The 9,077-nt window shown below is 39.5% G+C and carries 7 protein-coding genes, 1 pseudogene and 1 CRISPR repeat array; of the genes and pseudogenes, 3 read left to right on the top strand and 5 right to left on the bottom strand.

What is annotated here, in order from left to right; genetic code table 11:
- Nucleotide 1 precedes the first annotated feature (1 nt).
- A CRISPR array of direct repeats spans nt 2-294; the repeat unit is 29 nt; unit sequence TGTACTTCAGATCAATGATGTTTAGAACA.
- 274 nt (nt 295-568) lie between these two features.
- Complete coding sequence (locus tag ACEYV4_RS08145; RefSeq protein ID WP_373842820.1) at nt 569-1,594, top strand: DUF3642 domain-containing protein; 1,026 nt, start codon at nt 569-571, stop codon at nt 1,592-1,594.
- Nucleotides 1,595-1,646: 52 nt separating this feature from the next.
- On the opposite strand, the gene ACEYV4_RS08140 is transcribed toward ACEYV4_RS08145, so the two are convergent.
- Complete coding sequence (locus ACEYV4_RS08140; protein ID WP_373842819.1) at nt 1,647-2,204, bottom strand: TetR/AcrR family transcriptional regulator; 558 nt, start codon at nt 2,202-2,204, stop codon at nt 1,647-1,649.
- A 101-nt stretch (nt 2,205-2,305) separates the two neighbouring features.
- Between ACEYV4_RS08140 and ACEYV4_RS08135 the strand changes: the two genes are divergently transcribed.
- A complete protein-coding gene (locus tag ACEYV4_RS08135; protein WP_373842818.1) occupies nt 2,306-3,646 on the top strand; it encodes an MFS transporter in 1,341 nt (446 codons plus the stop codon).
- A 50-nt stretch (nt 3,647-3,696) separates the two neighbouring features.
- On the opposite strand, the gene ACEYV4_RS08130 is transcribed toward ACEYV4_RS08135, so the two are convergent.
- The 4 genes from ACEYV4_RS08130 to ACEYV4_RS08115 form a co-directional block, all read right to left on the bottom strand.
- Nucleotides 3,697-5,127, bottom strand: a complete 1,431-nt coding sequence (locus tag ACEYV4_RS08130; protein ID WP_373842817.1) for a nicotinate phosphoribosyltransferase — start codon at nt 5,125-5,127, stop codon at nt 3,697-3,699.
- 103 nt (nt 5,128-5,230) lie between these two features.
- Nucleotides 5,231-5,938, bottom strand: coding sequence for an NUDIX domain-containing protein (locus ACEYV4_RS08125; protein ID WP_373842816.1), 708 nt, complete (start codon nt 5,936-5,938; stop codon nt 5,231-5,233).
- Between the two features lie 51 nt (nt 5,939-5,989).
- Nucleotides 5,990-6,811 carry a response regulator gene (locus ACEYV4_RS08120; RefSeq protein ID WP_373842821.1) on the bottom strand — a complete coding sequence of 274 codons (822 nt, stop codon included), beginning with the start codon at nt 6,809-6,811 and terminating at the stop codon, nt 5,990-5,992.
- Nucleotides 6,812-6,819: 8 nt separating this feature from the next.
- The gene (locus ACEYV4_RS08115; RefSeq protein ID WP_373842815.1) at nt 6,820-8,115 is read right to left on the bottom strand and encodes a sensor histidine kinase; all 1,296 of its coding nucleotides are present in this window, start codon (nt 8,113-8,115) and stop codon (nt 6,820-6,822) included.
- 185 nt (nt 8,116-8,300) lie between these two features.
- Here ACEYV4_RS08115 and ACEYV4_RS08110 point away from each other — a divergent pair.
- Nucleotides 8,301-8,972 (top strand): annotated as a pseudogene (locus tag ACEYV4_RS08110) (YfcC family protein); the annotation flags it as partial.
- Nucleotides 8,973-9,077 lie beyond the last annotated feature (105 nt).

Raw genomic sequence — 9,077 nt, 5'->3', positions numbered from 1 at the left:
GTGTACTTCAGATCAATGATGTTTAGAACAAATCACCGGTTCGTTTAACTCGTAATTTAGTTTTAGGTGTACTTCAGATCAATGATGTTTAGAACAGCGAGATGGTCGAAGCCCTATTCAAATCCGTTTTAGGTGTACTTCAGATCAATGATGTTTAGAACAGCTTGTAAGGTAATTAGATTATCAAGAAGGTTTTAGGTGTACTTCAGATCAATGATGTTTAGAACATTTGATGGCGATAGCACTGAACTGATTAGGTTTTAGGTGTACTTCAGATCAATGATGTTTAGAACTGAATTGCTGATCGTAAGGTACAAATCTGAGTTTTGAATATACTTTAATTTCTAAAACAATTAAGTAAGATCACCTTCATATACATGGGCTTTAGATGTACTTCAGATTAATGATGTTTAGAACTGCATTACATAGCTGCTTTTCAATGATTTTGTTTTGAATTTGCTTTAGAAATTATAATTATTTATTTAAGGAACTAGTTAGTTTAGAATTAAAGTTCATACTACTATTATTATGATTTTAATTATTTTCATTAATATGGGGGAAGTTTATCTTGAAATATTGTCCAAAGTGTGGAACCCGGAATCCTGCTGAAGCAAAATTTTGTAGTAATTGTGGCTATGATTTCAATAGTCATCAGGATACAACCAATGATCATTCTCGTGCGGAATTGCGACAATCAGCAAAGGCAAGTGGATCTCCATCGCGTCGTAAACGGTCACACTTTTGGTTAATTGCTTTAATAATTTTGGTAATTGTGATCGGGGCATTCATGTTTGTCCGTCAGTCGCATGGTGGCAATTTTAGCCTGGGCAATACAAGGCAATCCACTTCTAGTTCCATTCAAAAGAACCAAATTACTGGCTCTTATAAAGATAGTACCAATGATGTAGCGATGAGTTTAAATGCGAACGGGACTGGTCGCTATGTTTATGCGGATCCGGAAAATTCCAATACGGATGACCAGCTGACTTGGAAGAAAGCCGGAACTAATACCTATACTCTGAATCTTCAAAATAGTAATGTTACTAGTCCATTAACCGCTAAGCTTAATAATGGCAAATTGGTATTAAGTGGTGACAGCAATTGGCATACGGTGACCTTATATAAAAATAGTCGGACAATTAATCTCGATCACTTCCTTGCCAAAGAGGATCCTAAGACTCACCAGCAAGGTTCATCTCACAGTTCTGGTAATTCCAATACGAATCTTAGTACCCAACAATTAGGAACTCTCGTGGCGCTATATGCTATGCCTGATTGGTTTAAGTCAGGCATTGATGATGGCTTATGGTATGGAACTGACCATAATAATGATAATCGGGCAGGTTATAGTTACGTAACTGCTAATGGAGATCCGACCGGTTGGCTTTACTTTAAGCAAAATGGCAATGATGTAACTATCAAGTACGTTCATCCTGAAGGTGATGAGTCAGTTGCTGAGACGCCAACAACTACTAAACACCTGACGATTGATCGCCTGATCAGCGATTACTATGTCAATCAATCCCAAAAGAATGAAGTGAATGGCTGTGCGAATAAGTTAAAGCCTGAATCGGATTATAATAATAACCATTAAGTTAATTGAAAGATATTAAAAATTAGGAACCAATCTTAAAAGAGGTTGGTTCCTATTTAATTTTAGGAAAAAATAGTGCCATTAGTTGGTCCAGAATTTGCTGGGGGGTTAAATGACGAGCATTGCGTTGGAGATGGTAACTGTCGGCGCGCAAACAGGAAATCAACATATCTGCCCGAAAGCTAATCGTTTGCTGGTCGAGGTGGGGGTCATAGTGACCAATTAAGGTCGTAAAAAGTTGGTGGAGGCGTCGGTAATTGGGGCGTTGGTAATATCGTGAAATGGATTCAAGACTCCCGGTCGGCAGTAAACGTTGCCGGCGTTCACGAGAGTCAAGGTACTGGCGAAGGGCCTGTTTAATTGTTTGCCGGTTAATTGGCTTTTGTTGAAACATTGCCTCTTGAGCTACTAGGTATTCGTCAAGTTGGGCATAGGCGAGGGCAATGAAGAGATCACCCTTGGTGGGGAAATTACGGTAAAGGGTTCCAATTCCGACCCCAGCCTTTTGGGCAATTTGAGCCATTGTGATTCGTTGACCATTACTTTGTTCCAGCAAGTGACTGGTAGCCCGGAAAATCTTTTGCCGGTTTTTAGCGGCGTCTGTTCGCATGGTGAACGCTCCTTTGTAATTATTGACAAATTCACTTCTAGGGGATATTATACCATTTGTCAATAAGCGGAATATATTCCGATAATGGAGGAGGAGAAAATTTGCATTTAAAACAACGAATTGTTTTGACGATTGCAATGTTGAGTTACCTGTTGACGGCGATGTCGAATTGCCTAGTGATCACCGGCTTGACCAAAATTGCCGCTGATCTTTCGCTTAACCAGGTTGGCCTGTCCTGGGTTCAAAATGCCTATGGCTTAGCCTTTGGTAGCTTTTTGCTCTTAAGTGGTCGATTGAGTGATGCCTTTAGTCGGCGCAGCATCTTAAACATTGCACTGGTAATTTTCTTGGTTGGATCCCTATTATCGGGGATGGCAACCAGTGGACCGGTTATGATCGGGGCCCGTTTCCTACAAGGGATTGGCTCAGCCCTGCTAGCGCCTACCAGTATGGCCCTATTAATTGATTATTTTGATGGCCCAGCCCTGGTGAAAGCTATTGCTTGGTATAGTTCAGTTGCTGGGCTTGGCTCTAGTATCGGTCTGATTCTAGGAGGACTTTTTGCTAGCCTTTGGTCTTGGCGATTGGGTTTCTACCTTAATGTTCCAGTTTGTTTGGTAATGCTTCTCTTATCGTGGCAAACTCTCAAAGCAACTACCGCTTTGGAAGCTCATCAGCGTTTTGATTTACTGGGGACAATTACCTCAGTCTTAGGTTGTGGCATGTTGGTCTTTGCCCTAAATGGTGCTAAGCAGCCTTTATTAACGTTGGGAGTCGCTATCCTAATCATGGCTGTGTTCGTCATTATTGAGCATCACAGTCAGCATCCACTTTTACCATTGTCAATTTTTCATAACTGGGTGCGAACGGATGGTTACCTCTGCCGCCTAATCTTAAATGGGGCTGTTCTTGGTTACTGGTTCTTTGTTTCCGAATATTTGCAGCAAGTAATGCATTATTCACCCCTTCAGGTTGGCTTTGCCTATCTACCCTTATCGGTAACCCTTTTCTTGGCAGCAATGGTTGTGCCACGACTAGTAAATGCCTGGGGTAATAAAATTGTTTTAATCATCGCGTCTATCACGATGTTGGTTGGTTTTGCCCTTACACTAACAATGATTGGCCGTGGCTATTGGTTGAGCGTTGGTATTCCAATGTTTATTCTTGGCTTGGGACAAGGTTTGGCGTTAGCGCCGACCACTAATATGGGTATTTACCATGTCCCCGCTCAAGAGAGTGGCACCGCCTCTGGTCTGGTTAATGTGGCTCACCAAATTGGGGGAGTTCTGGGCTTGGCGTTAATGGTTAATGTGGCTTCGGCCCTCGTTGGAGCTATTAGCATTCAGCGTCAATTTAGTGTTGCAATGGTAGTCGCAGTCGTTATGATGACTTTGACCGTGCTTTTAGCGCTCTTGGCTGGCCGTGAAGCTCAAGAAAAATAATAGATAATAGGCAATGATAGCTTTTAAGACTATCATTGCCTATTTGTAGTTTAGTTATTAACTTGGTGCTCAGTAATTAATTTTTCCTGTAAAGCGGCTAGTTTAGTGGTTAGATAAACGGGGTAACGATCAGGATTAACTAAGCGCTTGGTAGCTTCTGGCAACTCTGATAATTTTGACTTAGCATATTTTTGAATTTGAAAGACATCATTTTCTGGGGTAAGGGTGTGTTGAGCAGATAAGTAATCCTTAAGTAGGGGAACTGCCTTAAAATCAGTTAATGTTCTCGTGGCATTGGTGGCTTGCGGATCAGCGTTGATAACTTTTAATGGAGTAGTTAGTTTCTCATCGGCCAGGGCGATCACATCAGCAAAAGCCTTACCATTTTCGTCATAGAGACGGTAGACCTGTTTATCGCCAGGAAGGGTAATCTTTTCTCGACTATCGGAAACCTTGATCTTCGGTATCCACTGGTGGTTGACCTTTTCAGCGGCCAGCTTGTAAACACCGCTCAAGACGGGACTAGAAGAACTGGTGATCAGGCGTTCACCGATCCCGAAGTTATCGATTGGTGCTCCTTCATCAAGCAGTGACTTAACGACTTGAGCATCGAGAGCATTCGAAGCGGTAATCTTGGCATTTTGAAAACCGGCGGCATCAAGCATCTGACGGGCCTTAGTAGCTAACTGGGTAATATCACCGGAATCGATACGGATGCCAATTGGTTCATGGCCATGAGCACGGGCTTCTTTGAAGACTTTAATCGCGTTTGGTACCCCAGAAGTGAGGACATCGTAGGTATCAACGAGCAACGAAATCTTATCTGGATAGACATGCGCCCAGGCGCGGAAGGCACTGAGCTCATCGGGGAAGCTCTCTACCCACGCATGAGCCATCGTTCCGGCAGCGGGGATGTTAAAACGACTAGCTGCTAACAAGTTCGAGGTATTGGTGCAACCACCGATCACAGCGGCTCGAGCACCATAAGTAGCGGCATCGGGGCCTTGTGCTCGCCGTGCGCCAAATTCCATGATGGGTCGTCCTTGCGCCGCATGGTTGATTTGCCAAGACTTGGTAGCAATTAGGGACTGGTGATTGATAATGTTCAAAACCAGGGTCTCCAGGAGTTGGGCTTCAACCAACGGACCAGTGATTGACATGATGGGTTCGCGAGGAAAAACAGGAGTACCTTCGGGTAAAGCTTTAACCGTGCATTGGTTGTGAACACGGCTGAGGTAATTTAAAAATGCTGGGGAAAATTCTTTGAGTGATTGCAAGTATGCAATATCATCGGCGGAAAAATGCCAATTTTTAATTTCCTCAATAACTTGCTGAAGACCGGCACTGACGACAAAACTACCATTGTCGGGAACACGCCGGTAAAAGACATCGAATCGGGCCTGACGATCGTGGGGTAAGGCGGCATAATAACCGTTTGCCATTGAAAATTCATAAAGGTCAGTTAATAATTCAAGAGACAAAACTGCCACTCCTTTTAAGTAAAAAATACTTTAATTACAGTAAAATAAAAGTATAATTAACTTTTATTATCTTTAGTGTAACCAATTTTTTGATGAATGCAAGTTATTTTAATTGATAAAGCTTGGGTGGCCGCCCCGAGTGCTTAGTGACCGCAACGCCAATCTCCTCAAATAAATGCGCGTGCGTCTTCTTAAAATTAGAATTATCGATTTGTCCGGCAGTAGTACCAAGAAAAGTGGCGTAAACTTCACGAGCTTGGCGAAGGGTAAAGCTCTGACCAAGTATCTTCAATATATTAGGTTGGTAGTCAAGCTTATTTTTGATTCGGGTAATAGCAGTACAGATAATCTGAACATGGTCAAAGGCTAATTGACTATGTTCGTCAAGCGTTAAAATTTGTCGGTTATGGACCAGCTTCGGTGTTAGAACTGTGGTTTGAAGGACAAACCATTGAGCATCGGTGGCACCATAACCAGGGTGTAGTGGCAACATGGTGGGAAGAAAAGTCATGTAGGCCAGAGCCAAGGCCCGGGTACCGCTGACCCGCTGCGGATCGGTAAAAGTGGCTAACTGTTCAGCGGCATTTAATGGTACCCGAAGGCCAATCTTGTCACTGATTAAACGAATACAAGCAGCATCAGCACTTTCGTCTCGACGTAAAAGTGTTTCTGGAAGGGCCCAATGACCTTTAAAAGGGTCCGCCGCCCTCTTAATTAATAGAATCTGGGGCTTATGCAGCTCCGGATTAAAGCTCCAAATAACATTAGTAATGGTAACTAATGGTCGAGCAATGATTTGCCCTTCATCCATAATGCTCACTTCCTTACTAATTAGATTATAGCATTGTACATATTTACCCTGTTAACTTTGGCTTTCATCTAATAAGCCGTCCATAAAATTCTGCATAATCACTCGTCCTCCTGTAGAACGATTATGTTGCTGATAAAGTATTTGTCGATGAATATTTTCGTAACCAAAAAGAACATTGGCAAAATGTTTAGCTTGTTCATCATCAGGATTGTCAATCAGTTGATTAGTAAGGTTAATTAGGCCTACTCTGATAGCACGACGCATTCGTTGTACCATTATTTTCTTATCATGTTTGTCAATCCCAATTTGGGCTGTTAAATCAATATTTCGGTAATGTTCACCAGTATGGTTCATAATTTTTATTACTTTAAGAATATCAGTACTACCTAGTTCGGCTGCCATTCCCAATGATTTCAGAATAACATTAGCGTGTTCACTAATAGAAATTTGCTTGTTAGGTTTATCCTCTTCGTTAAATTGTTTAGCCATTGCTGAAATTGATAATAATTGTCGACTCATCTGGATGCTTTTTTCGACTTTAGCAATCACCGATTTAACTTCAATTAAATTAATTGGTTTATTAATAAAAAATTCAATTCCAGCTTGATAAGCCTTTGTACGTAATTCATCATCTTGTACCTTAGAAATCATAATAAAATGTATGTTGGGCTTAATAGCCTTGATAGCATTAATTAACTCAATGCCGGAGAGCTCAGGCATTAAAAGGTCGGCAAGTACAATGTCAACGTCTTGGAACTGAATATCGGCTTGTGCTTGTTGAGGATTAGTACTCATACCAACTACTTCATCATTAAAATTTTGCTCAATAATATTTTGCAAGACGAATAATATTGCCTGGTCGTCATCAACAATGTAAAATTTTATTTTACTTGTCCTCCTTTACTAATTAAAATTTTTTTATTTAATGAGATAGTAAATGTTGTACCAATGCCTTCTTGTGAATTAACTTTAATATGTCCATCAAATTGATCATGAATAATTGAATAAACGTTGGATAGACCAATACCGCGATAAATATCACCAGATTGATCAAATTTAGTAGAGAACCCAGCTTTAAAAATTAAGGGCAACATTGCTTGGGGGATACCTTGACCATTATCGTGAACAATGATTTGGACATTTTCCCCTTGACTAATGACCTTAATTAAAATCTCACCATTGTGATTTTTACCAATAGCATCGATTCCGTTGATAATTAAATTGGAAAGGATCGTTACTAAGTAATAATGTTCAGGAATTGTTGCTATGAGTTCATTTTGTACTACTAGGTTGATATTGAGTTGTCGAGAATGAATAATTGCTTGAGAATGAGAGCTGACAATTTTAAGAATATCACTCATTTGCATAGGAACATTATTTTGGTCATTGAAATAATCACCTAATCCTTTAATAACATCTTGATAAGAATGCTTAATTTCATGAACTCGTTGGGCAACTTCATAGGCCATCTTTTGTTCTTCTGGTAATTGTTTTACTTTTAGCCGTTCATTTAATAAGTATGCATTTTTAGTGACATTTTCAATATCATTAATTGCTTTTTTCATAAAGTAAACTTCACTTTTCACAGCTGCGGCTACCCAGATAAAATGATAATATTGTCGTTCATGATCTTCGTTGCGGACAATTAATAGTTGAAAGTAATGAAAAATAAAAGCAAGTAAGGTAGCAATTATTGTCCGAAGAATTGCTACGAGGAAAACAAGTTCAACAACGTGAAGTGAAAAGCCACTCATTTTAGTTAAAAAGCCAATTTCGACTAAGTTAGCAACATAATCACAAAGAACGATTGTTAAGAAAAAAGCAGAATTATTATGAAAATGGCGTTGCCAATATAATAAATAATAGATTAAAGAATAGGAGAAAAAATATAAAATATCAGCCAGTGTATAATTAATTACGTGATAAGTATTATGAGTTAATAATAAAACAATGCCGCGAAAAACAGGTGAAGCAATAGCAATGGCTAAGCTAAATTGAAGTGGATTAAGGTCCTGGTTGAAATAAAGAAAAACCGGCAATAATAAGGCTGACAAAGCAATAATGAAGCCAGGAAAAAAGGCATTAAACTCAATTTGAGAAGCTAGGGCAACACAACTGGCAGCAATAATAATTCGTTGCCAACGGTGAAAACTAAGAATGTTGTTCTTTTTAAGCATAAAATACCTCGGAATTTTTTTGAATTTTGCTGAATTTATTAGAAAGCGCTTTCTATAATCTTAAATATTATTAGCCGGAAGACGTATTATACCGGCTATCTTTTATCATTATACACTTGTTCAAAATTACGCATAGTTTTAATGATAAGAGAGTAATTATTCTATACACAAAGGAGATTAAGATTATGGATGCAACTGTTGAACAACCACAGCATAAAAAATGGAAATTGAAAATGCCGGGTGCATTTACAATTCTGTTTTTTTTAACGGTCATTTCAGTGTTATTAACTTGGTTTATTCCAGCAGGTTCTTATTCTAAATTGACTTATGGGCATAATGAATTAACAGTTATGCAGCCAAGTGGAAAGAAAACCACTATGCCTGCTACTCAAGCTTCATTAAAGAAGTTGAATGTACAAATTGATATTGACCAATTTAAATCAGGCGCTATCAGTAAACCGGTTTCAGTTCCAGGAACCTACAAACGGCTCAAACAACACCCTGCTAGTTTTTACTCAATATTTACTAATATGGTTAATGGGACTATGCAGGCTGTCGATATTATGATTTTTATTTTTGTTCTTGGAGGATTGATCGGTGTTGTAAAAGCTTCAGGTGCATTTGAATCAGGTCTAGAATCCCTGACTAAAAAATCTAAAGGAAAAGAATTCATTTTAGTCTTTATGGTTGCTATTTTACTGGCCTTTGGTGGAACACTTTGTGGCATTGAAGAAGAGGCGGTTGCTTTTTATCCGATTTTAGCGCCGGTTTTTATTACTATGGGATATGATTCAATTGTAACTGTTGGGGCAATTTTTTTGGCCTCGTCAATTGGGACAACCTTTTCGATTATAAGCGTGTTGGTTTAGCGCAAGTACTAATTGAAGCACCGGATTTATTGATTCTAGACGAGCCAACCAACCATCTTGATTTTGATTCTATCGCTTGGTTGGAAAAATTTT

This window comes from Limosilactobacillus sp. (assembly GCF_041859915.1).
Taxonomy (GTDB): Bacteria; Bacillota; Bacilli; order Lactobacillales; family Lactobacillaceae; genus Limosilactobacillus.
This window is presented reverse-complemented; position numbering and strand designations above follow the sequence as displayed.

What these genes read in the sequence shown, in the direction of transcription:
- ACEYV4_RS08140 (WP_373842819.1), bottom strand. Translation starts at nt 2,204, where the DNA reads ATGCGAACAGACGCCGCTAAAAACCGGCAAAAGATTTTCCGGGCTACC.
- ACEYV4_RS08115 (WP_373842815.1), bottom strand. Translation starts at nt 8,115, where the DNA reads ATGCTTAAAAAGAACAACATTCTTAGTTTTCACCGTTGGCAACGAATT.
- ACEYV4_RS08125 (WP_373842816.1), bottom strand. Translation starts at nt 5,938, where the DNA reads ATGGATGAAGGGCAAATCATTGCTCGACCATTAGTTACCATTACTAAT.